The 25,879-nt window shown below is 55.5% G+C and carries 22 protein-coding genes and 1 pseudogene; all 23 read right to left on the bottom strand.

Annotation, left to right across the window (positions count from 1 at the left end):
- Positions 1–643 precede the first annotated feature (643 nt).
- Entirely contained in the window at positions 644–1,501 is an 858-nt protein-coding gene (repA, locus tag FHC49_RS03405) for a plasmid replication initiator RepA (protein ID WP_220438717.1), read from the bottom strand.
- A 644-nt stretch (positions 1,502–2,145) separates the two neighbouring features.
- Positions 2,146–2,928 (bottom strand): thioredoxin domain-containing protein, encoded by a 783-nt coding sequence (locus tag FHC49_RS03400; RefSeq protein ID WP_220438716.1) that lies wholly within the window; start codon positions 2,926–2,928, stop codon positions 2,146–2,148.
- Between the two features lie 14 nt (positions 2,929–2,942).
- The gene (locus FHC49_RS24575; protein WP_370631746.1) at positions 2,943–5,180 is read right to left on the bottom strand and encodes a conjugative transfer relaxase/helicase TraI domain-containing protein; all 2,238 of its coding nucleotides are present in this window, start codon (positions 5,178–5,180) and stop codon (positions 2,943–2,945) included.
- The gene (gene mobF / locus FHC49_RS24570; protein WP_370631744.1) at positions 5,069–8,188 is read right to left on the bottom strand and encodes a MobF family relaxase; all 3,120 of its coding nucleotides are present in this window, start codon (positions 8,186–8,188) and stop codon (positions 5,069–5,071) included. Before mobF ends, FHC49_RS24575 begins: the two co-directional genes overlap by 112 nt.
- 47 nt (positions 8,189–8,235) lie before the next feature.
- Positions 8,236–10,674, bottom strand: a complete 2,439-nt coding sequence (gene traD, locus FHC49_RS03390) for a type IV conjugative transfer system coupling protein TraD (RefSeq protein ID WP_220438714.1) — start codon at positions 10,672–10,674, stop codon at positions 8,236–8,238.
- A gap of 121 nt (positions 10,675–10,795) precedes the next feature.
- Positions 10,796–11,398: a DUF2726 domain-containing protein gene (locus FHC49_RS03385; RefSeq protein ID WP_220438724.1), complete on the bottom strand. Its 603-nt coding sequence runs from the start codon at positions 11,396–11,398 to the stop codon at positions 10,796–10,798.
- A 2-nt stretch (positions 11,399–11,400) separates the two neighbouring features.
- Entirely contained in the window at positions 11,401–11,724 is a 324-nt protein-coding gene (locus FHC49_RS03380) for a hypothetical protein (protein ID WP_220438712.1), read from the bottom strand.
- Between the two features lie 172 nt (positions 11,725–11,896).
- Complete coding sequence (locus FHC49_RS03375) at positions 11,897–12,193, bottom strand: hypothetical protein (protein ID WP_193970704.1); 297 nt, start codon at positions 12,191–12,193, stop codon at positions 11,897–11,899.
- Between the two features lie 61 nt (positions 12,194–12,254).
- The gene (locus FHC49_RS03370) at positions 12,255–12,554 is read right to left on the bottom strand and encodes a hypothetical protein (RefSeq protein ID WP_193970705.1); all 300 of its coding nucleotides are present in this window, start codon (positions 12,552–12,554) and stop codon (positions 12,255–12,257) included.
- Between the two features lie 186 nt (positions 12,555–12,740).
- On the bottom strand, positions 12,741–13,472 hold the full coding sequence (gene traT, locus FHC49_RS03365) for a conjugal transfer complement resistance protein TraT (protein WP_220438710.1): 732 nt from the start codon (positions 13,470–13,472) through the stop codon (positions 12,741–12,743).
- Between the two features lie 211 nt (positions 13,473–13,683).
- Positions 13,684–14,280, bottom strand: coding sequence for a hypothetical protein (locus tag FHC49_RS03360; RefSeq protein WP_220438708.1), 597 nt, complete (start codon positions 14,278–14,280; stop codon positions 13,684–13,686).
- 12 nt (positions 14,281–14,292) lie between these two features.
- Positions 14,293–17,232: a conjugal transfer mating-pair stabilization protein TraG gene (gene traG, locus FHC49_RS03355; protein WP_220438707.1), complete on the bottom strand. Its 2,940-nt coding sequence runs from the start codon at positions 17,230–17,232 to the stop codon at positions 14,293–14,295.
- A complete protein-coding gene (gene traH, locus FHC49_RS03350) occupies positions 17,232–18,560 on the bottom strand; it encodes a conjugal transfer pilus assembly protein TraH (RefSeq protein ID WP_370631745.1) in 1,329 nt (442 codons plus the stop codon). Before traH ends, traG begins: the two co-directional genes overlap by 1 nt.
- 29 nt (positions 18,561–18,589) lie before the next feature.
- Positions 18,590–18,862: a hypothetical protein gene (locus tag FHC49_RS03345; RefSeq protein ID WP_220438703.1), complete on the bottom strand. Its 273-nt coding sequence runs from the start codon at positions 18,860–18,862 to the stop codon at positions 18,590–18,592.
- A gap of 17 nt (positions 18,863–18,879) precedes the next feature.
- Positions 18,880–19,506 carry a conjugal transfer protein TraF gene (gene traF, locus FHC49_RS03340; RefSeq protein WP_220438701.1) on the bottom strand — a complete coding sequence of 209 codons (627 nt, stop codon included), beginning with the start codon at positions 19,504–19,506 and terminating at the stop codon, positions 18,880–18,882.
- A gap of 10 nt (positions 19,507–19,516) precedes the next feature.
- The gene (gene traF / locus FHC49_RS03335) at positions 19,517–20,302 is read right to left on the bottom strand and encodes a type-F conjugative transfer system pilin assembly protein TraF (protein ID WP_193970713.1); all 786 of its coding nucleotides are present in this window, start codon (positions 20,300–20,302) and stop codon (positions 19,517–19,519) included.
- Entirely contained in the window at positions 20,302–22,191 is a 1,890-nt protein-coding gene (gene traN, locus FHC49_RS03330) for a type-F conjugative transfer system mating-pair stabilization protein TraN (protein ID WP_255581077.1), read from the bottom strand. Before traN ends, traF (FHC49_RS03335) begins: the two co-directional genes overlap by 1 nt.
- On the bottom strand, positions 22,188–22,805 hold the full coding sequence (gene trbC / locus FHC49_RS03325) for a type-F conjugative transfer system pilin assembly protein TrbC (RefSeq protein ID WP_193970714.1): 618 nt from the start codon (positions 22,803–22,805) through the stop codon (positions 22,188–22,190). Before trbC ends, traN begins: the two co-directional genes overlap by 4 nt.
- A 9-nt stretch (positions 22,806–22,814) precedes the next feature.
- Positions 22,815–23,816: a conjugal transfer pilus assembly protein TraU gene (gene traU, locus FHC49_RS03320; RefSeq protein ID WP_220438700.1), complete on the bottom strand. Its 1,002-nt coding sequence runs from the start codon at positions 23,814–23,816 to the stop codon at positions 22,815–22,817.
- A gap of 129 nt (positions 23,817–23,945) precedes the next feature.
- Positions 23,946–24,152 carry a hypothetical protein gene (locus FHC49_RS03315; RefSeq protein ID WP_193970716.1) on the bottom strand — a complete coding sequence of 69 codons (207 nt, stop codon included), beginning with the start codon at positions 24,150–24,152 and terminating at the stop codon, positions 23,946–23,948.
- Between the two features lie 111 nt (positions 24,153–24,263).
- Positions 24,264–24,866 (bottom strand): hypothetical protein, encoded by a 603-nt coding sequence (locus FHC49_RS03310; protein ID WP_220438698.1) that lies wholly within the window; start codon positions 24,864–24,866, stop codon positions 24,264–24,266.
- Positions 24,867–24,994: 128 nt separating this feature from the next.
- Positions 24,995–25,420, bottom strand: coding sequence for a hypothetical protein (locus FHC49_RS03305; protein ID WP_220438696.1), 426 nt, complete (start codon positions 25,418–25,420; stop codon positions 24,995–24,997).
- Positions 25,417–25,761, bottom strand: a pseudogene (locus FHC49_RS03300) (type-F conjugative transfer system protein TraW); the annotation flags it as partial. The pseudogene FHC49_RS03300 and the gene FHC49_RS03305, both read right to left, overlap by 4 nt.
- Positions 25,762–25,879: the final 118 nt, after the last annotated feature.

Here is a 25,879-nt window from a genome sequence, read left to right as displayed (position 1 = left end):
CATTTAAATGACCTGATGACGGTGAGAACGACAGTTCACCCCCCCATCCTGATTAGCCATACGGGCTATTCGCGACACAGAGCCTTTATGGCGCGGTCGGAGTGGTCACGGCAAGGCTTTGCCGCCGCCGGGGCGTATCTCCGCGTTAGCGGCCCACAGGGGCGCTTACGAGCGTGTTCCTCGATACTCCAGCGACTAAAGACATGTGGCTCAATGCTAGTTACAACATCCATCATCAAAAACGGCGCTGTTCCGGCCCTTCGGGCCGGGGCGGGGTCGTTCTGGTGGTGGCTGCGCCGGTGCTGCTGATTTGCGGGCGTCAGCGCCCGTCGTTAAGACGGGAGGCACTTCATCTCTGAGCGGCGTGGCCGTGGCCACTGCAAGCGAAGTCATCCACAGAGCGATAGCGCTTAAGTTCTTTTTTTCTGTAGAGAAGTAAAGATAAGGTCACCATGCATTCAGCCTTCTGATTGCATAGAAAAATGAAAACCACTTGCATTTAAATGTTGATAACACGAGCCAGCCTCGTGGCCAGACGCGCAGCGAGGTGAATGCGGTGAGTCAGTCGCGGGAAATTTGTACAGCGGGGCGGGACGGACGTGCAGAAGCCTCCGCCGTGAAGCGGATAGTTTACACAGGAGAGTCATTCTCTGGGGCGGGCGACGGCGTTAATCCAGGCGATACGCTTATTGACCAGATGGCGGAACTCGGTCAGGGAGAGCCCCTGATGTTGCCCCTGGCTCATCTCAAGCTGGATCTGGCAGGAAACCTGGTGCCGTAAATCCGGCTCATCATGGCGGGCTATCAGCGTGGCCATCTTCTGCTGCTGGCGGATATGACGGTCGTTCTTACGCTTCTGCCAGGCCACTTCAATCAGCTTTTCTTTCTGCCGGCGGCGCGCTTCGCTGAGCGTGAGGGGTTTTTCCCCCTTCGTCACCAGTCCCTGGTTTATCCAGGCGAGCTGCTGATTGCGGGCGTGCTGCCAGGCTTCCGCCGTCGAGCCGGCCATATCAAAGAAGCGATCGGTGACTTCGATGTCGGCAGGGAAAAACTGGCGGGTCACCTTATCCCATAACAGCTTATAGGAAATGAGACCAAACGCGGCCAGATCCTGCGCGGCGCGCGTGGCTCGTGTGATGGACTCATTGCCGGCTGCCGAGTGTGTGGCCAGTCCGGCTTCACGAGCCAGCGTGGTAAAGCTGACAGGGACGGTACCGCTGACAATATTGAGGTGATACACCATTGCCTGGACCAGCGCGTTCATTGCCCGCGCACGATGCCGGTTGAAATGGCGCTTACGATCGAGAGGCTGGTGTGTTTTATGGTGAAAGGCGTCGTAAAAGTAAAAACCTTCCCAGCGGGAGATATCCCGTTTCCCGAGCATCCCCAGCAGGCGACGGTTAAACGCAGGTAGCGTATGTTTATGGTGCTCCGGGCGACAGAATGCCGGCATCGGATTCACAACATAGCATTGACGTGAGTGGGTAGTCGTTTTATTCATCCGGCCCGAACTTGTGGTGGCTGGATGTTGTTTTCTGAATTGCATGCGTTATAATCCTTCACAGGCACAGCGCCTGCTTTTGGACCCCTCGATACCTGACCTTCCGCCAAGTTGAGACAGATATCGGGGGGTTTTTGCGTTCAGGGCAACCCGTTCAGGCTCACCCCGCTCCCGGACGATTTCAGGATTCGTCCATTCCATTATCCTTCTCCCACCAGTCCGCATTTACTGATGGCAGCCGTACTTTTTTCATCAACGGTGACCATATCACCTCACCACAAGGCGTTACCGGCATTGCCAGCGTTCATGGCCACTCTCTTCATGAAAAAAGCGTAATTTAATCAGTGTAAAGCCCCACCACAAGGCGACACACTGGAATCGGAGTTTATCGTGTTGTATCTCTGAATTCCAGCAGCGGCGGTGCAGAAATCTGCGGTTTGATCTGATTTTTTCCGGAGGATCGACATAACTGTGAAATCGATCTGCGAAAGGACGGGGAAAGTCTGCCCCTGAAGCACCCTCTGGCGGGAAGGGCTTCAGGTCATGGCTCACGGGTTTCATACCAGAACCCTGGCGGCGGGGAAAACCTGCGTTTCCTCGCCACCAGGGTTGGACAACGGCGCATGGCGCCGGCGTCAGTGACGTTAATAGCCTGCTTTATCTATCGCGGCCAGCAGCTGCCCGGCACTCACGGTGCCCGGAAAAACGCTAATCGTGGAGAGTGACGGATTTTTCAGTGGCATGACTATCAGACCGGGAGTACCGGTCAGCCCAATCGCCTGGGCCAGATCATCGTTGCGTGCCAGCGCGGCCGACATCACTTCAGGTTTCCACGAGGAGGGCATCCGGGCGGCTATCGTGGCGTTTTCGATATCCCCGGACGACAGCGCACCTTCAGTATGGCCCGTGTGGAAAATGCCGTTGTGGTATTTCAGGTAGGCGTCTGCCCCCGCGGCTTTCCAGATAGCCAGTCCACGCTCTGCAGCCTGTTCTGACGCGGGCCAGCGCTCACCAAAAATAGGCCATTCTTTGAACAGGAACTTTGCCCCGGCGCGTTCGCCCATGACTTTTTCCAGCGTGGGGGCAAGGCGACTGCAGTGCACGCACTGATAATCAAAGAATTCAATGACGGCCACGCTGGCACTGGCCGGGCCGACCACTGGCGTATCCGGGTCGGCTACAATCTCCTGCAGGTGGTTCATCACGTTCAGGGCAAACACCTGTTGTTGCCGTTCACGTTGTTGCGCCTGCAGCTTCTGCGAAACCGTAACCAGTACTTCCGGATGGGCAACCAGATAATCTGTCGCTATCTGGCCGATACGGGCCTCCTGCTCCGGGGTGAAAACCGGCGGCGTGGCCGCCGTTGCTGTGTTTAAAAAGCACATGTATGTTGTAACTATTGTTGCCAGTAATACGTTGTGTTTCATCATAGCTCCTGCACTTATCGTTCTTTCTGGATATGACGGGTCTGGCCGTGGCCATGTTCGTCATGCTCTGGCATACGCCCCTGTTCTCTTTCCGGCATCATCCGGGCTTTCTCAGCGGCCGCCTGCTCTGCCATTTCACCCGCCACCCGCGTGGCCAGCTGACGGTCGCCCGTCTGCCCCGTTTCCGGTACCGCCTGGTTATCGAGGTCCATACCCGCTTTTCTGGCGGCCCGCACATCATCAGCATTGCCAGTCGTCGTCTCACCGGCCCTTCGCAGTACGTCCGGCCCGATACTGTCCACCACCGGCTCTTTATCGGGCTCAGTCAGCACAGGCAGGTGTTCTTCCGGCAGACGCAGGGCGGATTCAGGAATAATCACTTCCGGCTTCGCCATGTCTGGTTTATCCGGTTTAACCTGGCTTACCAGCGCCTGCAGCTCCGCGCTCTCGTTTTGTGCCTGGGTAATACTGGCCACCACGAGGCTTTCAGCATTATCCAGAGTCACCGGCAACGCAGGGAGACGTATGTCTTTGTCGAGATCTGCCACAATGGCCGCTAACTGAAGTTCGCCAGGCGCCACAGCACCACGGGTCAGCCTGAGCAAAGATTCTGACGGCGGCACATCACCGGTTTGCCACACCACCCCATCCCGTGGGTGTTTTCTCGCGGTGGCCAGCGCATCATCAAAAGAGGCGGCCACGCGGGTTTCACCGCTGCGGCTTTGCTGCAGTATTCCCGCCTGCACACCATCGGTCGCCACCATCCGCGTCTCCCCCTGGGTCAGCCGCCCCGTCTCCGAGGCAACCAGCGACACCAGTGCCAGGCCCGCATTCTTTCCGTTCTGGTCAAACAGACGAATCGCGATTGCCGGCTCCGGGTGTCGCCGGGTCGCCGGGATCACTTTGATGTTCAGCGCATCTGCCGGCAGATTCTGGTGCCGGAACCAGGTCCGTCCGATGGCGGTTTTCCCTGCAGGTTGTCCCATTGCCCAGATAGCTTTCGCCTGCTGCCGTTGCGTTTCCGGCTTCAGCGCATCATGTGCCGTTTTAAGCTCCTTATCCGGCGTTTTCACGGCATCCAGCCACTTACGGACACCATCCGAGTAAATCTGTACATGTTCTTTTGCACGGGATGCCGTGATGTAGAAAGCCCGGAGTGTGGCCAGCCCGCGACGGCCTTCTTCTGTTCCCTCGAGCGAAATCACGTAATCACGGCTGGTCCCCTGTGCGCCGTACCCTGTCACCGCCCAGCCATAGTCAATATGCTGTTCGGCACGCACCGCTGCGGGCTGGATAACCTTACGTCCGTGTTCGCCCTGCATGACCAGCTCGCCGTTCTCCCTCACCTCACTGACCGTGAATTTTTCATTCCCCGCCTGCCCCAGGTCGCGCGCGGTGGCCGTAAAGCGCAGGACATCCCCACCGCGAACGGTAATTTCCCGCCGGCGGAACAACTGCACATCACCGGTAATGAGTTCTTTCGGGGACAACAAGGCCAGCTTGCCCTCTTCATTTCTCACCGAAATGAGGTCGCCGTTCCGGCCGACACCGACCACGTCCTGGTAGTTGTCGCCCCGCTTAACCACCATCCCGGTTTCCCAGGATTTCGTTTTATTAAACTCATGGCGGGTATGCCTGATGTTCTCCAGAATGGGTACGGTCACCGCGCGGTCGCCCAGCTCTCCCCGTTCCGCGAGTCCTTGCCGGATAGCCTGATTCACCGCCTGACGGTCGCTGTTCAGCTGTGTAATGATCAGCGTTCGTGCCCTGACCTCGGGGGTTCTCCCCAGCCAGTCGGCCGCAATATCGTCTACCGGCGTTTCCGTCTCCTGAACGGAACTGCCCGGCGATACCGCGCCGGCTTCACGGGCAACCTTGTCAGGGCTGACCGCCGAAATCCGGCTGATCGCCGCGTCCACGCGGTTATCAATGATGTCGTGAACCGCATTTTTCAGCTGCAGCTCTTTCTGGCGCACAATCTCCTTCATGATCACCACATCCAGCGGGCTACGCTCCTGAACCAGCCTGAACGGCGCACCGGAATCGACCGCTTCAAACTGATCTTTATCCCCCATGATCACGGCCCGACCGCCACCATTCTGGATCGCCTGATAGAGCGCGGCCGTGTCCTGGTTGCCGCTCATCGAGGACTCATCGATAAGAAACATTCTCCCCTGATAGTCCGGTTTATCACCGGCCGCGACACGCTGATCATGCTCGACAATGAATGATTTAATCGTCTGGGAAACCAGCCCGACGTCTGACATCTCTTTGACCGCCTGGTGAGTCGGGGCCAGCCCCTGCAGCTCGACGCGCCCCCCTGGGGTAAGGTCTCAAGCGCGGCCTTAACCGCTTTCACCTGGGTCGTTTTCCCCACACCGGCGTAACCCTGCACCCCGATAAACTGATCGGTGGTGCCCAGCACCATCCGGGTAGCCGTTTTCTGGCCATCGGTCAGGCCATTCAGCAGGGATTCATCCACCTGCGATATCAGCGCTGGCTGCGTGTTTTTCCCCTCATCAATCGTCCTGATGATGGCCTTTTCCATCTCCCAGGTTTCACGGGCAACGAGGCGCGTTTCACCGTTCACATTCACCGCCAGCAAGCCCCCGGCTTTAATTTCCTTGCTGATTTCAGCCTGGATATCGAGCACATTATTGTGGTACTCGCCGGCGGCGGCCGTCAGCTTCAGTTCGCTGAAGCTCACTTCCCGCTGATCGCCAATGGCACGCGCTAACGCCAGCGCCGCCCCCGATTTCACCCCATCCTGCAATGTGGACACCGCCTCAGTCATGTCCTCACGCCCGCTGAGCCGGCGGACCAGCTGCACTGGCGAGGTGTTACTCTGCATCCGCTGCAGACGGGCTTCCGCTCTCTCCGTGGTTTCTGCGGTAAAGACCTCGGCCCGGTCTCCCGACTGCGCCAGTGAGTTCATGGTCTGGGCCGTGATATCCCTGGCGTTCAGCGCCGCCAGCACGATGCCGCTGTCATTGTCACGTCCGCCCGGTGCCGCCACATAACCATGTGTGAAGTAAAACGGCTGGTCTGTTCGCAGTTCGACCGCCTTGCCTTTGTGCTCCACCGTCAGACTGGTTGCTGAAACCGCCGATACCGTCAGGCGGTCCTTCGCTTTTACGCCGGCAGACTTACTGGCCGCCACGGCAACCAGTTTTTCCCCGGTCGCCACGTTAATGTTTTCTCGGTTAAAAAGGCGCCAGTCGGGCGTGATATCACTCAGCTTCTGACGTACCAGCACCCCGTCCTGGTCAATCAGGGATAAGACACGCGTCTCTTCATGGACCCGGTCAATCACGAAGTGACGCGTTTCTCTGGCATCGCTGCGGTCTTCCAGCACCTGGCCTGGCCTGTACGACCCCGTCATTTTACGGGTTTTACTGTCGAGCCAGACCGGGGTACGCGTCTCGACAGTGACACTGTCACGCTCAAGCTGACCGGCATTCTGTAAGGCATCACGGATCAGACTGGTCAGATGTTTTTGCTCGCGCTGCCCAATCACCACAGCAGTCACGGCATCCGCTCCCCCGCTGAGTTCAGCGTAACGGGTCGCCAGGGCATCGTAGCGGTCACGCTTGTCCGCGATGCTCTGCACCGTCGTTTCCAGCCCGGTGACCTGCATGTTGTAACGGGTCCGGCTGACACCGGCGGACTCGAGTACCGACATCGCGTTCCCATTGGCCTGACGACCGGCGCTGTCGAGGAAAATGAGCTGTGCATTCTTCTCCCGTGCTTCGCCCAGCAGTACCAGGGTTTCCTTCAGCCCCAGACGTTCAGCCCCTTCCACAATCAGCGTGCTTTGCGGCTTCAGGGAAAATTCCCCGCTGAGGAGCTGCGGTCGCCCGATCAGTTTGTCTTTCAGTTCTTCGGCTTTTGCGAGCGAGGCCGCGCGCTCTGCCGAACTGGCCAGCACCCGGACATCACGTCCACGGGCCGTGCCGGACTCCGCCAGTGTCCGGGTCAGATCTCTGATACCGGCAACGCCTGAAGGTGCATTAATCAGTACCAGCGCATCCGTTTCGATATTTCTGAGCGTGTCCGGCGCGGGCGGAGCCGTTCGCTCGAAACTCACCACCCGCCCGGACTGGAGATGCTCTTTGCTGAGCGCCTGAATAGAGAGTTCGTCGAGCAGGTGGATACGCGAGGTGAACACGCCTTTTTCACTATCAAGCGGAATGATGATCCCTTCTTTCAATGCCGTATTGATGCTGGCTTTAAGCTCGCCGGCATCAGGCAGTCGGTCGCTGAACTCCGTTGTGGCCAGCAATAACTCACCCCAGGTAAAACGGGTTTTGCTGTCACTCAGATGCGATACCGCCATCATCACGGCGTTGCTGATTTCCGCACGGTCGTGCTGGCCAGGTTGCTCTCTCTCCATGCCCGGCGGGACCGCCCGCTCTGCGGCCGTCCGCATGTAATCGTGCAGATCGAAGCCTTTATCACGCATCTGCTGGTTCCAGCGTTCCATCAGACGCAGGCGCGACGGGTCAACCTTCGCCTGCCGGGTATCTTTAGCCGCCACATCACGGCTACGCAGCGTGGCCTCGGCCCCGACCGCGCCCTCGATTTCTTTCCCACGGGAGGAAAACTCCTCTCTGACCTCTTCCGGTACGCCCTTAATTTCCCACATTCCGTGTGGGCCCACTTCTTCAATCTCATGGCCGAGCGCTTCAACCCGTTCCCGCAGCGCGTTACGGTAAATTTTCCCCAGCGTGACCTGCATTTTCATCACGGTTTCGATGAAGCCGGCGTTGTGAATATAGTCAGTGGCCAGCGCTTTCCACTTGCCGTCGGACTCGGTCATGTTGGCCACAATCAGGTGAGTATGCAGCTGCGGATCAAGGTTACGGGAGGTATCGTGGGTGAACGCGGCGGCCACCATCTTTCCGGTCGGCACAATCGAGGTGATGCCGTCACGGGTATCCCGTGCGGAGATGAGTTTCTCTACATAGCCGGCGGCGATCTCAACCGCCTGGTTATGCGCCTCCAGCATGCCTTTGTCATTGCCAATCAACGCCAGCACTGAAACACTTTTGGGGGCAGAAAACGTCAGGTCATGCCCGGCCCGGTGAACGTGGTTACCGTCAATCTCGCGTCCCAGACGCTCACCATTATCCAGAAAGCCGTGCAGCACGGCGGTCAGGTTATCCCCCCGGACAGCGCCTTCCAGCCCCAGGGCTTTGGCCCCTTCGCCTATCCAGAGGCTTTGCAGGTTTCCGAGGAAGTAATAGTTATCAGAACTCATGTAATAGCCGGCGGCATCGCCGGCTGAAGCTACAGGGGCAACGGACATCATCGTTCAGGCTCTCCGTCATAGTGGTCAAAGTCATAGTCGTGATATCCGGGATCGTCCGGATGGCGATGGTGGAGGATGTTTTCTTCCTCCCGAGCCATATGCCGGGTGGCCCGGTGGCTGTCATTGCCCTGCATCTCATCGTCCCGATGTTCAGGTGCGCCAGCCGTTGTCAGCAGCCATTCACCGTCCTCCCACGTCGTCACCTTCATATCGAGATCCATCGTTTCGCCCTCACCACTGCCGTCCTCTTCCGGCGACGCACTGGCAGATTGCTGCTTCCGGCGGTTCAGGAGCGCGAGCGCGCCCCCGGCCGGGGCCACCGGTACGGCCTCCGGTGCTGATGGGCGCGGCGCAGCGGTACGCTGCAGCTCGACAACATTCGACTCCCCGGCAGAAGGCGGTTTACGGTTTGTCGGGGTCGGGGTTCTGGCGGGGGATTCAGGGGGGGTTATCGGTGCTGGCGGTGGGGTCTCCTGCGGTGATGCCCTGGTTACCGGGGGCCGCTCAGGTGCCACTGCCGGCTGTTGCTTCGCCGGACGGGAGAAAGGAACCGGCTCTGGTGCCTGTGGTACCGGGTTTCCCTCCAGAATTTCTTCCCCGGTTGGGAAGGTCAGGCCGGCAATAGACGCCGCACGCTCGTTCTCCTGAATAACCTTTTCCAGCTCCGGGCTGAGCGCATCGCGGATATTACGCTCGATGATCCCCGGATGAAGTTTGGCTTGCTTGCGGTATCTCAGTTTCAGGCGGACAACCGGGTATTCCCCTGGCAGACGGACATAGAAACTGAGATTGGGCAGCCGCATAATCTGTTCGTAATCCACGATCGGGTCATTCACCTCGTCTTTGCCGAGTGATACCCCGTCACGCACCTGGTCAAGGCCATAGCTGTTCTGCTCGCGGATTTTCCGTTTACGCTGATTGCCCAGCTCTTCCTCCACCACTTTGGCCATCTCCGCACTCGGGGAACGCCCGTACATACGGGTGTTCATCAGGTCGAAGATACTTTTGGCCAGCTCGCGGCCGTAGACGTGCACCAGTTGCGCCATATTCTGCATACCCAGCACAAAACAACCACCGAACTTACGCGCTTCCGCCAGCGTTTCGGCCAGCTCCGGGATACGCTGCAGGCTCGTCGCTTCATCGATAATGAACCAGACGCGCCGGTCGCTGTTTTCCCCCATGCTCTGCAACATCAGCGTGGCCAGTGACACCCAGAGTGAAATCAGCGGCCTGACGCTCTTGCGGTGACGGGCCTGGGTCGAGATGAACAGCCAGCTGTTGTCATAACGCTCCTGCGTCATCCATTCACGGATAGTGAAGGGTGGCTTGCTGCCGTCATCCAGCCCCTGCAGGTAGCGCAGCGCTTTGGCGTAGTTCGTCACCACCGAGCGAATAGAGATGGCCGTTTTCTCAATTTTCTCCTCCACCAGGTTCGCGGATGGGGTGTTGGCCAGATAGCCACGCAGGCTTTTCATGCTGAGTGACAGCAGGGTTTTGAGAAACTTCTCGATGCTGCGATCGGGGTCGACCGACATGCGTATGGCGAGGTCTGCAAAGATGGTGCGCGAGCTGGACACCCAGAACGGGTCGGACTCCCCTTCGACCGGGATAAGACTGGCGGCCAGGTTGTCGTAGTCGACCGCATCAACACACTCACCCCACATATGCCAGTTGGCGCAACGTGCATCATGGGCATTGAGGATGAAATCGGTGTCTGGTTTGTAATGCGTTTCCGTGAAGGTACAGCCCGAATCGTAGATAATCGCCCGGTCGCCGCGTTTGCGGATATGGTCCAGAAGCCAGCGGATGAGCGTTGATTTACCCACGCCGATGGTACCGTGCATCAGAAAATTCAGTACCTCAGCCATCCTGACCATATGCAGGTCACCTACGCGGAGATCGGACAGCTCGTCATTGCGCTTAAGCAGCCGATTCACCTCTGCCGGTTTATCGGTCAGCGTCATGCCAGAGATGTATTCGTCTTCACTCTCCTTACGCCCGACACGGGTCACAAACCAGGTGATGGCCAGAAAAATTACGAGGCTGATACTGCCGCTAATGATGGCTGCACGCTGTGCGCCAGCCACAAATCGCTCGCCCATAACCTGCATGTAAGGATCGGCCAGAATCTGCGGCAGGGTCATTTTCAGAATTAACGTGGTGTTCGCCGGCGCGTAGAAGTAATGAATGTCGTAGACGCGGCCTTTACCAGGCGCCATCAGCACAGTGAAACTTTCATTCAGTCGTGCCAGCCAGTACCAGGTGCCGTTATCCATCGTTTCGGCTGGCATTGAGAGGTAAAAAATGGCGGCGCCCATCGCGAGGAACAACAGGAATATCCAGTAACCGATCCAGTTGTTCACCTGCAGAAACATGCGCCAGCGATAGGCTGTCATCTGACCGCCCTGGGTAAGGTATTTTCCTGCAAAGTTCATAGATGTTGTCCAGCGTTTATCCCATCACCGGTGCGGTGATGGGCATAATCAGGGAAGAAAGGGTAAAGAAGGGGGGATTCAGGTTCAGGAAAAGGAGAGCCGCCGGTTCATTCCAGCAGAGTCAGTGCATACGCTGCCCGCTGGCAGCCTCCCACGCCACTTTCCCGCCATCATATTCAGCCAGAAAGGCCTGTATCATCTTCTGCAGTTCCCGGCTGTCACGGCTGCGTATCAGCGGTATGCCTGCCTGACGCATCACCTCGTTCAGCAAAATATCGCGCCGGCGGCGACTCTTTTTCAGATGGGACGCATCATCCAGCTCAACCGCCGCCACAATCTGAAACGTCCGGATATCCACTATCACCACATCGCAATGCCATTTGGCCACCAGATGAAATAGCTTCCACCACGTCCGGCTCCGGTTACTGATGCGAGGGGGTATCCGGACGATATCTGCCACCCTGACCTGCGGGCAGAGATACCATCGCTGCATGTCCACCGCCCGGAACAACCCCTGCATAAAGTTCACTTCCCGGTCGGTCATGAGCTGGGGCTGCCGCTCCCAGAACACACCTCTGGACATCAGTTGCTCAGTCTCTCCCGGCCTGATTCCGGCCTCCGTTAACGTCCGGATAAGCGCCGTCTGAGGCCGCTTCGGTACCAGAACGCGGAAAAGCAACATTATCAGCAACAGTGCCACTACGATAAACAATACAAGGCTGATGTTCACAGGGCGTCCCCCGTCTTTGTTTTGCCCGTTTCGGAGGGCTTTACGTCAATCGGGGAGAAATAGGCAGACCGGCTTAACCGGAAGCGGCTGGAGAATAGCCAGCCTTTCAGGACGGCAGTCAATTCAGGGGCGTCAGATGCACAAATGGAAATGCTTTCGTCAGTGACATCGACAATGTCAAAACCGGAATCGATAAGCTGGCGGATAATGTCTTCACGAGAGTGAATATACCCGCTACCAACCTGGCTTTTTATTGCATTTTTGATGATAAGTGTCGCCTCTTCGATTTCGCGCTGGGTCGTGAGATGTTCTTCTTTCATATCTATTCCCGACAGGAGTTTAACGGCATGGCCGGTTTTCCCTTTCTGGTGCGCATTCACGCAGTGGTGACGCCTGCAGGACTGAACCGGCGGACTGACGCAATCAGGAAAGGGGCTTCTCAGATGACAGACAGCACTGATGCACCCAGCCTGGAACAGGCCCGGTGAGAAATCAGTGCGTCGGGGAGAACGGCTGTGACGGGCGCCACAGCCGCCGGGTATTACATGATGCCGGCGATGGATTTCGCCAGCTGAGCTTCCAGAACCGGTTTTGCCTCTTCAAACCCTGGGGTTCTAGGCCATTAATGGTGAATTCATAGCCAGCCCAGTATGCAATGATGGTCATGCTATTGCCTTCATGAAGTGAACCGAATACACGGAGGTCTGCGACCGTCATCATCAGTTCACTTTCCAGATGGATAAGGTGTAATAAACCAGCAAGATCGCCCACAGTTCTTTCTAAACGCATGAAGTCCTCCAGTTTAAATGCCCCGGCGACGGGGCATATTTCAGTTCACTGTTTATTTGAATCAGGAACGTTTGAGCTGACTCGAGAACAGCGCAAATACACGAAACAGATAAGCCGTGAGCAGAGAAACCAAAAGGCCACCGCACAGGAAAATCAGTAGAATAACAATAGTGTTCAACTCACTAGCCCACTCAAAACCCGCAGATGACAACGCAGAGGTATAGGTTTGGAGTAATGAACTACCGGCCCGCCATTTCAGAAGGTCTACGCCAAATTTTTCCAGCAGATAAATTGTGCTGACCAGAGTCAGAAAGGAAAAGAACAGTACGTTCACGGTACGGGAGGAGAATGTTGTATTCATGTAGAGATCCTTTAAGTATGTATGCTTAACGCTCGCCGCAGACATAGCTGCGCCTGGTGCAGTTATGCGAGGAAGCGTCATTTCAAGGGGCTAACAGAAAGGACTGACGCACCCTGCCCCGAAAGAAACCAGGTAAAATCAGTCTGATAAGGAAGAGGCTGTGATGGTCGCCACAGCCGCCGGGTATTACATGATGCCGGCGATGGATTTCGCCAGCTGAGCTTCCAGAACCGGTTTTGCCTCTTCAAACTTGAGGTTCACCTGGTTGGCATTAGACACCACGCGGGTCTGATATTTTGCGCGGTTACCCTGCTCGGTGCTGGTTTGCAGCTTCACGCCAGAGGTTCCCTGTTTGAGCGCTGCCACATTATCGGTGGTCACAGCGGCTTTGCTGCGCTCTGAAATCTGCAGATCGGTCACCATCGTGTAGTTGACGTCTTCGACCATTGCATCTGCAGCCATACCCAGCAGACCAGAGGCGAGCCCGACACCGAGCGTGGCGCCAGCAGAGCCGGAGTTGTAGGCGGTGATGCCTGCTCCCAGCGCGGCACCCGTTACGCCACCTTCATAGCCGCTTCCGAGGAGGCTCTGTGATTCACGCAGGTCCATTTTGTCGGCTTTCAGGACATTCGCCTGAATCCAGTAATACGCCGTATCAGGGGAACTGGAAACGCGATAACCTTTTGCCGCCAGCTCGCTCGTAATCTGGCTCTGGAGCCCCGACATATCTTTATCTGAGGTGTTGCGGATCTGCAGATATACCGTTTTCTCAGAAGAAGGTTCTAACCAGATGGTCTGACTCATCTGCGTTTTGACATCGAGATTCCGTTTTTTAACGGCTGTAGACATTGCGCCACAACCTGAGAGTACAAAGGCAGAAACAACCAGACCAGCTACAGCATATTTTTTAAATGTCATGATTTTATCCTGTGCAAAAAAAGACCGTTATCGTAAGCATTCATACGACTGGTTTTTGAGAGAAATTAAATTTACCGCATACAAAAACGCCTTCTTTAAAAAGAAGGCGTTTTAGTTCGAGGGAGGGAGAATGTACTATACCTATTGAAAAACATCGGAGCCATTAACTCTCCGAAGATTGAGCTTAACTTAGGTTAGCAATTTATAATCGCTATTGACTTAGCATCTTGTTAGCCGTTGACATCACGACTCCTAGGCCATAACGAGCAGATTGCATTCCAATGTATCCATTTACTATGAAGATCGATATAAACATAACAGCTGGTACACTAACGGCCATTAAAATCATCCAATGAGATAAAATCCCTACGAAGGAGAGCAGAGTGGCTCCCACCCAGAGTGTCAGACACATTTTTTTTATCATGGGCCTCATTGACGCAATTATTTTGGAACGACGTCGAATATCTTCAGGAATAGATAGATATATCAATACAGTTGAATAATTGATGAGCATGAAAAATACTGCAATTACGATCGTCGCACCAACCGATATCCACCCTCCATACCCCATAATTAGTTGTGCCGCCTCAAAATAAAAACTTATTTTTTGTCCTGTATTATCCCCAGTCAGAACCATCATGGCATAGAAAATAAACCACATAAGAATGACCGTAAGGACCATCATTACAGGGTATATAGCTACAATTTTGAAAGCCTCTTTAGACGATGAAACCGGACGCTCATCACTACCAATTCCAGCGATAATTTCCGCGATTTCTTTTTTTGCTTCGCCATTTGTATATGCCATATACCCTCCTAATCAGCTTACTTTTCTTGTTCTTAGTCCTTCTAACCGGCGCTTCATATCTTCACTTTCATTAGGAGAATGTTCCCCCTGATTTATTTTCTCTTTTTTCATACCATCAGAGAATGAATTTTGTGAATTATGAAGCTCTTCCTTCAATATACCACTGGATGTCTGAACAGTGGATTCTTTTTTATCAATTTCACCAGCAGATTCGTTGATTTTTCTCTCATTTTCAGATCTTTGTTCCGATACCCGACGTTGTATTTCCTTTTGCGGTACTGAGTCCTGACCGGATTGCTCATGAATTCTTGACTGGTTTTTACTGAATGCGTCCTGCATAGCACTATCAGTAACTCGTGAGCCAGGTACAACACCAGATGTCCGGTTTTCTGTATTATGGGGCTGATGCTCAATATCGCGACCGCTTCCGGAAGCACCAGTCTGTGGGATATGCCCACCTCCGAACGCGGCATGTTCTGAGCCATTTACCAGATCGGCACGCCCCTGCTGATAATCACCGGAAATTTCAGGTTTAAGACGTTCAGAAACAAATTCCATCGCGGCTTCACGCGCAGTTGGCGCGCTGGTCAGCATGGACTGTGCTTTGTCACCGTATTTATTAGCAGCCCAGTTAACAAACTCCTGAGTATAGTTCGTATCAAGACTGGCACTCTGGTTTTGTGCCAGTGTCGCCATACGGCTGAACTCACTACTATTCGTTGAGCTGGTTGTGTACTGCTGGTACTGACTTTGAGCCTCGCCCAGAGTCGCTGCAAATTGCTGAACGTTGCTTGTTGATGCGTTATCCGTGTGATTCGCCCCGTCAGTCACTCGCGAGCTATTGACCATATCCATGCCCTGGCGGAAATCATTGATGGACTGGCTATTATTGTCATGCCGCATATCCTGATTACTTGAGTGCGTCTCCTGGGTACCGTGAGAACTACCACTCGCGCCTTTAAACTCGGCACCTGCATGGCCTTCGATACTAGCGCCAGTAACCCACTTACCAATCTTGCCAAATGCCTGATCGCCACTATTAAGTTTAATGCCAGTCCCTGCATTGACACTGCCCTCAAGCGATTTTGACATCAACTCGTTATAGGCTTGCTGAGTCGAAATGTTGTTCGCTTTGGCATAACTCTCCGCCGCAGACATCATCATGCTGGCACCGCGTGACGAGTTCGCTGTCTGGCTGTTTTCACTGCCACTCACCAGGCTGTCACTGCTGCCGGTCTGATTAGAAAGCTGAACGAGCTGATTGAATCCGCTGCTGACGCTGTGGTTATACCCATCGAGAGCCGTCTGTGCCTGTACCTGAGACTGACGAGCCGACTCCTGGAACCCGCTACTCGCCAGCTGGCTGAGCTTCATATTGACAGGCAGGTTAGACATCGCACCGGAACCATCGATAACCGTCTGGCCACCGGCCGTCATCGTCTGCGTCGAACCGTTATCCGCCTGCCATGTTTGCTGTCCCTGGCGCTGCATCAGGTTGGTATCGAATTTATTCTGCGAGACGTTATCCATCGACATGTTATTGAACGACCAGTTGCCATCCGCCGTCGTGCCGGCTACACCGGCTGAGCCAAATGCCATTGAGCTGAGGACACTCCCTGCAACCTGAGAACCAATAGCTGCCGCGCCTTTGGTCAGATAAAAAGACAGCAGCGGTATCGACAACGACAGGTACCCGGCCAGGTTGGCCACATCCGAATGCTGCAGCGCAACCTGATCGCTGTTGGCCAGCACCAGGGCCGTTTCCCCGGTCTTCGTCTGTAGCCAGAACGTCGCGGCAAAATTCAGGATCGCAAACATTATCGGCCACATCTGGAAGTACAAAAATCCGCAGACATACAGCTTTAGCGTATTCAGACCAAAAAGGCTGTGGTTGCTTGCCGCCAGCGCAATGACCAGAGGGAACAGGCACACCAGAATGAGCATCAGCAAAGACTGAGCAAACGGAAGCATCCGGGTCGCTAACGTGTTGCCGGCCGCCCACGCCAGGCGCTGTTTGGTCGATGCACTTTCCGAGGCCAGATTCACCAGGTTCGCGGTATCGGAGGAGCGCGCAGCAAAACCTTTCACACCCTGCCGGATTGCGGCATTCGTGATGTTGTTCTTCATAATCTGCGATGCACTCAGGCCACCGGCATAAAAATAGCCATAGCTCTCACCCATCGCGTTTGCCAGCAGCGTCGTCGCATTAAAGCGGTTGCCAAAAATCTTCGACGCCAGCCAGGTCGCGGTTGCACTTCCGGGCTGCGAATCCAGATTGGCCAGCGTTTTGATATCTGTCGCCGCCTGCTGACACGTCACAAATTGTCGAACCCCGCCCGACGTTTTATAGATCCCCCGAAGCGGGCTTGGGTTACTCGTGATGAGAGCAAGAGGGTCTGTGGCGTTCAGCAGTTCGTTGACGGTGTACTTATGGTTAAGAAGAATATCGCCAATGACGCAGTTTTCGACATAATCCGGCAGCATCTGTGACAGCTCCGGATTCTGCGTCCGGAAATCGCTGGTCTCCGCCACTATCTGGGAGCCAAACAACATGCCACTCTTCGTATACGTTATCGAGTCCGGCCTGGCCATCACATAGTCGTACACGGAGGCGAGATTAAAACCGATTGAGGTCGTCAGACTGGCGATGGCCGCCAGCCCGACCGGTACGTTATCGACCGCATACACCGCCGCCCTGTCGGTAATATCGATAATCTGCACGCTACGTTTAGGGACCAGCAGTATCGAGGTGATCACCAGAAAAATGGCTATCCACTGGACAAACGCCATCGGGTTCCTGGACTTGATGAACGTATACAGCACGCCGAGTACCGAAAAAATCCCCGCGATACGGAGAAGAGTGCTCCATGTACTGGTACCCAATATGGTGACGACTGCGTTAAACGCCTGTCGCCACATATCACCACCATAAATAGTGTAAACCTCAAGCATCAGTGATCTCCCCAGTGATAGTTGCTCTGGTACGAGCCTGAAATGATGGTGCTGACCTGTTGCTGCAGGTACTGCATATTCCGGTCAATACCGTCTAACGCATTCTGGTCAGCTGCAGACTGCAGCTTCATATCAGCCAGCAACCCCTGTGCGTGCATAACGTTGTCCCGAAGCTGGTCAGCAGCTTCCTGAGGGAAGTTTTTGCCGGCAAGGGATAGGCTGGCCTGTTTCACCAGCTCCTGCAGGTACTGGATCATCAGGTCCTGGGCGATAAAGTCAGCAACCTGAATCAGGTACGTACTGCTCATCCCCATACTCTGGGCATTGGTCAGGTATTTCAGCACCGGTACCGAGGTCGTATTCACGAAGCCTTTTTCCTGGTCGGTCAGCGCGGTGTCATCGGTTAACTTGTTCTGCATCGACAGCATCAGGTTTTTCACCAGCGTGACCAGAGCGTTACCCTCCGAAATGTTCACATCAGTGACCACCGGTCCCAGGCAGACGCTTTCTTCATCGCAGCCATAGACCTTTGCGCTCCCACCACGCATCAGCACCTTCACCAGATCGCGATTATCGACCAGGGGGGTCAGAATGGTGACGTTGCCGTCCTTGTTGAAAATGATGGAACCAACTGTGCTCATCACCAGTTCCTTCAGCTGGCGATTACCGTTAAACAGACCATTCCGGCTCAGCGCATCCCAGATAAGGTTTTTGTTCTTCAGAACCTGATCCTTCTGCTTATCGTTTGCCCGGTCCGTCACGCTGTTGTTCTGGCCGCCGACCGTGCATCCCTGCCGTGATGATGCCCAGTCTGAGAACAGGTTCGATTCACCGGCGATGTCCTGGCAAATCTTCTGCTGCGATACCTGCGTCACGGGCCAGAGTCCCCCTATAATCCCCTGGGCGGCCTGGCATGAACTCATGTTGGCGGAGTTAACATCACTGGCCAGCTTTTGCAGGAAATCCTTTGCCTGCTTCAGCTCTGGTACCATCGTCTGCAACGCAAGGTCAAAGGCGTATCCTGCCGCATTGCTCATGATTTGCTTAACGAAGCGCTGAATTTCCTCGCCGCTTATCATCGAAAACGCACCCAGATACGCATCGATACCCCCGCAACCCGCATTCAATGAGGGAACCTGCATAGAAATAAGTTGCACGTTTTTGACCGGGTTTCGCAGGTAAACAGACCCCCCGGTAAAATAACCCGCCGCCTGCCCCTGCCATGCCTGAGCCTGGGTGACGTTACCGCTGTACCCGAGGCTCCCGAAGAAACCGTTTAGATCACTGTTAACATCTGCCCGGCCTGGCGCGCTGGCAAGCCCCAGCATTATCGCCAGAGCAGCACCTGTGATGACTTTCAATACACTGGCCATGAGCCCTCCTTCGTACTCTGCGGTCGGCTGACGCGAACCAGATAGTGTCCCGCAGTGCTGAGCGCAAACCCCAGGGACAGGGAAAGCAAAAAGAGGATCGGTGCCACCAGAACACCAAACACGGCGTCAGGATGGCCGATACCACTCTGCAGCTGAAGTGAGATAAGGCCGTAGATCACACCTGACACCAGGAAGCCAACACTCAGCATCAGCCAGCCGTATTCGGAACGCGATAATGCATACTTGTTTGTAGTCATTTTGTAGTCCGGTTGTATTACTGAGGAGTGACCTGAGTGCTGGCAGGAAGCGGCGGAAGGTGGCGAGGGTCGACCTGGTCCATGTCCGCCAGGACAAGGCTGGCGTAGCGCCCTTCAAGCGCCGGTATGTCCATCACGCCCTGCGTCAGCGGGTAGGCTTTCAGCGTATTCACGTTCACCACAAAAGCCGTCGGGGTCGCTATCGGCAGGCCATTACCAAAGAACGTCATGATTTCATCCGCGATGGGAATGGCCGAGTTCGGGTCAGACTTCCGGGGGATTAACGGGACCGGAAACGACGGGTCGCCCCCACCATCGAGCGAGTAGGCCCAGACTTTTATTCCGTGCTGGTCAGCCCATGCTTTGATCTGCGGGTCAAACTTCGCGCTGTACTGACAGTGTGCCTGCATAAACAGCACCACCGCGTAGTGGCTCATGTCAGCAATGCGCCCATCCGGCAGCTGCATTTTATCGGCCTGCCGGGTCACCGGGGACGCAGGTTTACTCTCGCCAGCCACCGTGGCCCCCTTGCCCGCCTCGAGTGCCGCAATCTGGTCCCGGACACTGACGCTGGCGTAAGCGCCTGCAGAAAGCAATAACCAACCGAGTAGCGCTTTACGCGCCACCGCCTGTAGAACATTCATGGGGTATTCCTTAAAAGTTAGGCTTAAAACCAGTGGCCACATTGAGGAAGCGTTTCGCCAGATCGTCCTGCGTCATAAAGCCATAGGCCAGCGCGCGGTAGTCTCTGGATTTCGGTGACACCAGGAACAGCGCGGGAAACGCGGCGACGCCCATCGCTTTGGTTTGCCCGGTATCCTGACGGCTCTCCGGTACTGACGGCGCGATCTGCCCATCTATCGTGACCGGAATAAGAGAGAGGTGGTTCAGTCGGGCAAAGTCAGCCACCACGCCCGCCATCTGCACATCAATCGGGTCCGATCCCCGGTAGAAATAGAACAGCCCATACTCCTGAGCCAGGCCGGTGATAGCGGACTGACGCTGTTGCTGATCGCGGGTCTGAACATACGGCGCCATGCTGTTGTAATGCGGATACTCAAGGTTGTAATCGAGATCAGGATGCTGCAGCTGTGCGGCAGCAAACGACTGACTGAACATCGAACCCCGGTCTGTCCAGAACTTCTGCCAGCGCAGGTAAGTGGCGGTGTTCTCTGCCGTGGGGTACAGAATGGCGCGGTTAAGCGCCTCCATCGTATAGCCCCGCAGCAGCTTTGCCTGCTCAACGGCAGACATCCGGCTGAGATCCGGTACCGCCGGTGCCGGTGTTTCCTGCGGGCGTTCCGGTTTTGGAGGCCTGGGCTTGTTCTTCGGTTCGTTGTACCAGTTCCAGCCCGTAAAGGGACTGGCTGGCGTCACGATCTCTTCCGCGAAGGAGGACGAACACAGCACCAGGAACAACGTCGCTATAAGGTATCGCATTATTTCCCCCCGCTGCTCTGCTGCTGCTGGACCTGGGCGGCAATCCGGTCTTTCACCTGCTTAACCATCGTGTCGGTATCAGGGATTTTCACGCTGTTCATTAAATCTTCGTAGAAATCGGAGAAGTTAACGCGGTCAAAATCAATGCGCTGCAGCTCATCTACCGTGATCCCCCGGCAATCCGGGTTTTCACCGCTGCCGAAGCCCACCCCCAGCTGGTCGCGACGGCCCTGCTCCTGAATGATGCGCGCCAGTTTGCCCTGAAATACGCAGTACACCTGGCTTTTCTGGACACACACACCGAGTACTTTATGGTCACAACGGTCACCTACCCCGACGGTGATTTTTTTGGCTTTCGCTTTTCCCAGCGCTTTCTCATCGCTGTCGCAACTCGCGAGGCCCACATCCTGGCCCCAGCCACTGTCCTTACAGCAGTTCGCGAAGCCGGCAAACGCTTTCCGGCAGCTTTTAGCTTCACCAGTGAAGGCTTTCACATTCAGCTCGTCCTGGCTATTGGCCACATCCTGCCCCGCCGAGGCCAGCCCGGCCAGTTTGGCCACCGCCTCATCAAAACCACTGTCCCCGGCCCCGTTCGTACCGTCGCAGTCACCGGACTTACAGATATAGTCCCCGCCACACACCAGGCCCGAGGAGGAGTACACCTTCTGGCACTGGTAGGTATAATCTTTATGCGAACACTCACCGTCGACATATTCGGCACACGTTTCGGCGGACTTCGTGCAGGCAGCATCATCAATCAGGCTGGCGCAGGTACCGGTCGTGTTTTCACTGACCAGATAGGTATCGGTATACTGCCAGCAGTCGCTGTGCACGGTCTGCGTGACCCCATCAACCGTCACCTGACGGTCACCACCAGGGATTGAACACACTGAGCTGGTCAGTTTACCGCCGGGACTTTCAGGGCAGACAGCAGGTGTGGATGTTGACGGTACCCAGACTTTTTTGGTTGTCGCTATTGCTATGGTAGGAGCGAACTGAAGCAGATTCGTATTTGATGCGTATGGCTCCTGGTAAATCCCCATCGACAACAGGCGAATAGTGTTGGGGATATGGTGCGTAATTCTGGCTCTTATACGACCGTCTGCAGGAACCACCTGTTGGGCAACATTGAGTCCAAACGACTGATTTTTATCAGTACCTAACCAAGTTGATCCACCATACATCGTAAATGTTGAACTGGCCGGGGTCATGGTTAGTCTCATTCCCGAAAGCGTCATGGTCCCGGACAACATGGTTGCTCCCGCCGTTAGCGGCCAGCTTAACTCCAGCGTAAGGTCATCTAATCTCACAAGACGTGTCGTCGCTGCAGGTATTGCAACCACTGCTGTCGTTGACTGATCTTCATAATGGCCATCCATTTTGGTGTCACGGGTGCACGTCTTTTGCACGGCCACATCGGCACTGCACTGGAAATTCTCAAAGACTGATTTGGAGACCGTGGCCTCGGTGCACTGCTGGCCCGTTCCCGCCATCACACCATCCGCATGGCTTTCTGCGTCTTTACCAATGGTAATAAAAGGCGCATTCGGATCGATCACAGGAGGCGGGTTGGTGCTGCCCGAACTGATAATGGACTGCGCCGCATTATTGCCCTGCATCTCAGAAAGCCCCTTATCGGCCAGCCCACTGTCGCCCCCCTTCACACCACCGTAGTAGTCACTCTGTGGCGGGTTTGCGGTGTACCCCGGAATAGCCCCACTGACCGAACCCGGACTGCTGAGGTTTCCCGTGCCCTGCCCGGCATGGTCTTTCCCGAAGCTGGCGCCGGCATTGAAAGCCTCATCCGCCGCAACGGTACCCGGCAGAAAAGCCACCATCATGGCGGCAAAGAAGGGAGGGATAACACGGGCAAAAAGGTGTCTCTTCATTTGCTGGCCTCCATCAGCTGGCGGGCAGTTGCCGCACATTCCCCCTGCTCTGCCACTTTCTGCAGCATCGCGCTTATCGGCAGACTGCCCCGGATCACATCGAAATGCCCAGGACAGGTGATCACCAGCGCCGGAACGGACGTGATACCGTATTGTGCAAATAACGTCGGGTCGATTTGTACACCGATGTCTTTTTGCTTTTTCGACAGCTCAAACATGCGTGTTGCCGTCGCGCGCAAATCATTGTTCAGCCACCCACGGATCGTGGCGGGAATATTCATCCGGGCGGCGTCCCGCAGCATCTGCAGCAACCCTTCCTCAGGTATGCCCAGGCTCACAAAATAGATGGCCGGGAAATTGCGCTCGTTTTCCCCGGAGTCCTGATTGGCGTTGATCCCGGCAGAAAGTCTGGCTATCAAATCCTGCTGCGCCGGGGGGATAAACTGATGCGTATCGATGCCCCTCAGCCCGTCCTTAAATTCCTGCAGTGCGCTCTGCTGCTGCTTCATCCAGTCACGATCCTGAGCCGATGTCGTGTGTTCGCTGGCACAGGCCAGCGTGGAGACGATGCCCAGCCCGGCGATGAAAAAAGCCTTACGAAGTAGATTTTTCATGTGCTGTCCTTAAAGGAAGACGCAGTTGCGCTTGCGCCAGAAGAGGTATCCAAAGTTCTTTTTGGACTGCGGGGTGTTATGGGTCGCCCCCCATAGCTGCGTACTGGCCCCGATGGGATGGCAGTTGTTGGTCTCGGGGTACATATTCACCATCTGATAGCGCCAGCGTTCCTTCGGCATAATGGGCGAGGGATACTGAAAACAGACGGCCGAATCGGCCCCGACCGAGTTCATGACCAGCCCCTCCCGATGGAGCTTAAACGCCATGCGCTCCGACACCAGTAGCGATGACTCAAGCGGGGAGAATTCACCGCTGGTATATCCCGTCAGGGGGTACATTGAACCCTGTGCGCCGGCGCACCAGAACAAGGGAGATAAAGGCATCCCGGACGAACTGGCGGCCGCATCCGCTGCACATGCCCCCTGAGCAATCAGGTTGCCGAACAACGTGGCTTCGGGATTTATCAGCATCGACAGCGTGCTGTCGTTCCACATCGGGTCCACTTCAGAGAGATAGCCAATATCCATATCTCCCGTCTGCATGCACCCCAGGCTGGTGATGATATTGAGCCAGTAAATCAGGGGGTATTTGTACCAGTGGACATGGTAGAACGCGCCAGCAGCGGGCCGGTCGCTTTGCCCAGCCGTCCCGGTCCCTGTCCGGCCGAGATTGATTTTAAAGCCTCCCATGTTCACCATCACACCAGGCTCACGGGTCACGTCGGTCATCGCCATCGGCTCCCAGAAACCGATGGCCAGGCCAATACGCCATAGCACGCCCAGCTGGCAAATCTGAATGGGGGAGGACGGGTTTGACGTGTCCGGCTGTGGCCCGCTGGCCAGCTTTATGTTACCGAGCGTCATCGGGAAGAGGCATTTCCAGCACACATCCGATATCGGGTTAACCCAACGCCCATCCCCTGCATTGCTGGCCAGGGCCGTATCAGGACGCGACAACAGTAACAACGGGAACAATAGCGCAAAGGCAAACGTGCTCAGCGTTTTTCGCATACCACCCCCACGGGAAGGCGGGCAGCCGATATCGCCCTGATGATTGCAGGCAAAGTCATGGTGAGTCCTTACAGTGATGTCGACCGCGAACGCGGGGACAGTACAGAGAGTTGAAAGCGGGGGAAAAGGTCAGTCAGCCGCGGCTTCGAGGGCAATTTTGAGCCGCTCATCTTTATCCATCCGGTAGAGCGCCAGAATGCCGGCACGTAATAGCGTCGAGGGTTTCAGCAACGGGTTTTCGGCGAGCATCTGATCCATTCTTTCAACCGCAGCATCGTCAAAGCGGCCGCTGCGGATAGTGGTGTGCTTCGCCCTTTTTTGCGGTCTCGTGTTCATTGGGCAACCTTATGATGTTGTTCTGTTGTTTATCCGGAATCGGTCCGGTATTCAGGCTGAGGCGGAGCGGAACATCGTGAGCACCGAACATCCTGAATCCGGAGCGATTGTTCAGGACTCGTAGGGGGCCGGGACCACCTGAAAAGCGTAACCCGCTTCATAACCGTAATCTGAACCATTCACTTCCCCTTCAGCTATCCGCTTGCTGGCCGCCTGGATACACGCGGCCAGCACCCCGGTTCGCGTGAGCCCCATCCCCTGAGACTTCAGAATGAAGTACCGGCCCGGTGATGAGTGCGGGAGCGGGAACGTCGCTGCATGGAGCTGAATCGGCTGCAGGGATGAGAAAGAGGCCACGAAGCACTCGTTCGGATCAGTACAGGGTTTCAGCGATAATGCGTACTGCAGTTCCCCCCTGGATGCCTGCATTATCTGGCCATCAAGACTGGCCTGGGGAAAAGGATGCGTTTTTACGGCGCCGGCAAGCTGCTCCAGGCAGCGAACAACATCGCGGGTGAGCATTGAACTCGCCGCCCAGACGGTCAGCGATACCTGCTGAAGCAGAGGCTCATTTACCGTTTCTGCGACCGCTGGCAGCGTCTCCGGCACAGGGGGCTTGTCCGCCCCGCCTGGCTTTATGCTTTTCCACCAGTGCATTAACCAGAGCACACCAATCAGGCTCAGACCGGTAACCACCGTTAATACGCACCCCATCACGAGCCCGGAGAGAAGTGGATGAGTGAAAAATTCCTGGGTCGACGGATGAATGATAAATTCCGGGGTCGCTGGAGAGGGAGCCGGGTAGACCCGTTGCGGGGCATCGATATAAGCGTCTGTCGGTTCTAATGGCATATTCTGGATGCGCCCCCGTCCTGCTTATCTTTCCCCTGTATTCCACGTTCATTGTCGAGGTAAGTTTGTCTGATGTCCTGGAAGGCCGCGTCTATGCCGGTCGTCTTCCGGGGAGGAACGCTGATGCCCGACTCGATCTCGAGCATTTTTGAAACGATGAACGTCACCAGGAATTCCATAAACCGCTCATCACGTTCTGTCGGCTCTTTAAGGTCAATACCGCAGGTCTCTCCCCAGTACATCCACATCTTCGTGATCAAAACACCGTCCCATGCTTCAATTTCCGGGTACAGCATTTTCAGGCGCGTTGCCGTCCCCCGCCCCTGAAGCGTCGAAGGGGTCTTCTTGTTGACGGGTTTTGCGGGTCTGCAATTGTTCAGCTCAGGGAACAGATCGCCTAACGTTGTCATCGTCATTTTTTCTCTCCTGAAGGGGGGATTTCTTCGATTTTCAGCACCCGGCCATCACGGGTTATCCGCACCGGGGTATGCTCAAACCCAAACTTCGTGGTCAGCACACCGGACTGGTCAAAATAAATCTGCTCGTCCAGCGTTTCGCTCGTTTCGCGGATATTACCGTTTACCAGGATAATCTTGAAGTCGCTCTGGCCCGCGATTTGATGCTTCACCCATTTCACCTGGTCAGCGTTATCGCCGTCGATGAAGTAGAGCGTCTGGTTATAGGCGACCTTATCCAGAGGATTCACGCTGTCACCCTTACGGGCAATCACGTTGCCTTTCATATCCATGATAGTTTCGCCGGCACTGTTGCAAAGTTAGCGATGAGGCAGCCTTTTGTCTTATTCAAAGGCCTTACATTTCAAAAACTCTGCTTACCAGGCGCTTTTCGCCCAGGGGATCACCATAATAAAATGC

It is taken from the genome of Kluyvera sp. EC_51 (assembly GCF_019584505.1).
Lineage (GTDB): Bacteria > Pseudomonadota > Gammaproteobacteria > Enterobacterales > Enterobacteriaceae > Kluyvera > Kluyvera sichuanensis.
The sequence above is the reverse complement of the archived record's forward strand: the minus strand, read 5'-3'. Positions and strand labels throughout refer to the sequence as shown.

Coding starts and splice junctions, on each gene's coding strand:
- FHC49_RS03360 (WP_220438708.1), bottom strand. CDS start 14,280: ATGGCATATACAAATGGCGAAGCAAAAAAAGAAATCGCGGAAATTATC.
- FHC49_RS03305 (WP_220438696.1), bottom strand. CDS start 25,420: ATGACGATGACAACGTTAGGCGATCTGTTCCCTGAGCTGAACAATTGC.
- traU (WP_220438700.1), bottom strand. CDS start 23,816: ATGCGAAAAACGCTGAGCACGTTTGCCTTTGCGCTATTGTTCCCGTTG.
- FHC49_RS03315 (WP_193970716.1), bottom strand. CDS start 24,152: ATGAACACGAGACCGCAAAAAAGGGCGAAGCACACCACTATCCGCAGC.
- FHC49_RS03380 (WP_220438712.1), bottom strand. CDS start 11,724: ATGAAAGAAGAACATCTCACGACCCAGCGCGAAATCGAAGAGGCGACA.
- FHC49_RS03370 (WP_193970705.1), bottom strand. CDS start 12,554: ATGAATACAACATTCTCCTCCCGTACCGTGAACGTACTGTTCTTTTCC.
- FHC49_RS03375 (WP_193970704.1), bottom strand. CDS start 12,193: ATGCGTTTAGAAAGAACTGTGGGCGATCTTGCTGGTTTATTACACCTT.
- traF (WP_220438701.1), bottom strand. CDS start 19,506: ATGAATGTTCTACAGGCGGTGGCGCGTAAAGCGCTACTCGGTTGGTTA.
- traT (WP_220438710.1), bottom strand. CDS start 13,472: ATGACATTTAAAAAATATGCTGTAGCTGGTCTGGTTGTTTCTGCCTTT.
- FHC49_RS03400 (WP_220438716.1), bottom strand. CDS start 2,928: ATGAAACACAACGTATTACTGGCAACAATAGTTACAACATACATGTGC.
- traF (WP_193970713.1), bottom strand. CDS start 20,302: ATGCGATACCTTATAGCGACGTTGTTCCTGGTGCTGTGTTCGTCCTCC.
- FHC49_RS03310 (WP_220438698.1), bottom strand. CDS start 24,866: ATGGGGTGCGTATTAACGGTGGTTACCGGTCTGAGCCTGATTGGTGTG.
- FHC49_RS03345 (WP_220438703.1), bottom strand. CDS start 18,862: ATGACTACAAACAAGTATGCATTATCGCGTTCCGAATACGGCTGGCTG.
- traN (WP_255581077.1), bottom strand. CDS start 22,191: ATGAAGAGACACCTTTTTGCCCGTGTTATCCCTCCCTTCTTTGCCGCC.
- mobF (WP_370631744.1), bottom strand. CDS start 8,188: ATGAGTTCTGATAACTATTACTTCCTCGGAAACCTGCAAAGCCTCTGG.
- repA (WP_220438717.1), bottom strand. CDS start 1,501: ATGAATAAAACGACTACCCACTCACGTCAATGCTATGTTGTGAATCCG.
- traH (WP_370631745.1), bottom strand. CDS start 18,560: ATGCTGGGGCTTGCCAGCGCGCCAGGCCGGGCAGATGTTAACAGTGAT.
- traG (WP_220438707.1), bottom strand. CDS start 17,232: ATGCTTGAGGTTTACACTATTTATGGTGGTGATATGTGGCGACAGGCG.
- traD (WP_220438714.1), bottom strand. CDS start 10,674: ATGAACTTTGCAGGAAAATACCTTACCCAGGGCGGTCAGATGACAGCC.
- trbC (WP_193970714.1), bottom strand. CDS start 22,805: ATGAAAAATCTACTTCGTAAGGCTTTTTTCATCGCCGGGCTGGGCATC.